The organism is Streptomyces sp. NPDC054956, assembly GCF_053609185.1.
The window spans coordinates 1-1,297 of record NZ_JBSGXB010000643.1; the positions used below are offsets into that span (position 1 = coordinate 1).

Annotated in this window: 1 protein-coding gene; it reads right to left on the bottom strand. The window is 68.2% G+C overall.

All coding sequences use genetic code 11. The features are described 5' to 3' along the window. Positions 1 to 94: 94 nt before the first annotated feature. Positions 95 to 1,117: a class II fructose-bisphosphate aldolase gene (gene fbaA / locus ACWGDE_RS39020; protein WP_453393833.1), complete on the bottom strand. Its 1,023-nt coding sequence runs from the start codon at positions 1,115 to 1,117 to the stop codon at positions 95 to 97. Positions 1,118 to 1,297: the final 180 nt, after the last annotated feature.

Sequence of the window (1,297 nt, forward strand, 5' to 3'; positions counted from 1 at the left end):
TGCCCACAGTCTGGGGTATCGCGGCATGCGGAAAGGGCCCGGCCACGCCGTCCGGAGACGGCGGGGCCGGGCCCTTCCTTCGGGCTTCGGGCGACTACTTGAGCTTGGTACCCGTGGAACGCAGGTTCGCGCAGGCCTCGGTGACGCGCGCGGCCATGCCGGCCTCGGCGGCCTTGCCCCACGTGCGGGGGTCGTACTTCGACTTGGTGCCGACCTCGCCGTCGACCTTCAGGACCGCGTCGTAGTTGCGGAACATGTGGTCCACGACCGGGCGGGTGAAGGCGTACTGGGTGTCGGTGTCGAGGTTCATCTTCACGACGCCGTTCTCCAGCGCGGTGGCGATCTCCTCGGCCGTGGAGCCCGAGCCGCCGTGGAAGACGAAGTCGAACGGGGAGGACTTGCCGTACTTCTCGCCGACGCCGGCCTGGAGGTCCTTGAGGAGCTCGGGGCGCAGGACGACGTTGCCCGGCTTGTAGACGCCGTGGACGTTGCCGAAGGAGGCGGCCAGCAGGTAGCGGCCCTTCTCGCCCAGGCCCAGGGCCTCGGCGGTGCGCAGCGCGTCCTCGACGGTGGTGTACAGCTCGTCGTTGATCTCGTGGCTGACGCCGTCCTCCTCGCCACCGGTCGGGGTGATCTCGACCTCGAGGATGATCTTCGCGGCGGCGGCCTTGGCGAGCAGCTCCTGGCCGATGGCCAGGTTGTCGGCCAGGGTCTCGGCGGAGCCGTCCCACATGTGCGACTGGAAGAGCGGGTTCAGACCGCGGGCCACGCGCTCGGCGGAAACCTCGAGCAGCGGGCGGACGTAGCCGTCCAGCTTGTCCTTGGGGCAGTGGTCCGTGTGCAGCGCGACGGTGATGTCGTACTTGGCGGCCACGACGTGCGCGAACTCGGCCAGGGCGACCGCGCCGGTGACCATGTCCTTGTTGTACTGGCCACCCAGGAACTCCGCACCACCGGTGGAGATCTGGATGATGCCGTCGCTCTCGGCCTCCGCGAAGCCGCGCAGTGCAGCGTGCAGGGTCTGGGTCGAGGTCACGTTGATCGCCGGGTAGGCAAACTTGCCTGCCTTCGCCCGGTCGAGCATCTCGTTGTAGACCTCGGGGGTTGCGATGGGCATCTGTCCGCTCCTTGGATGTGCGGGGAGTGTGCTTATTGCGGGCCCTGACCTGGGGGCGACGTTGCCGTCGTGCCCATCTTTCCAGACTCGGCGACACACTCCACCTCAGTGGCGGCGCAACATGGGTGCGGCCGGGGGGGGGGGTTGTAGGGTAAAAAAACCCCCCCCCCCCACAAACCA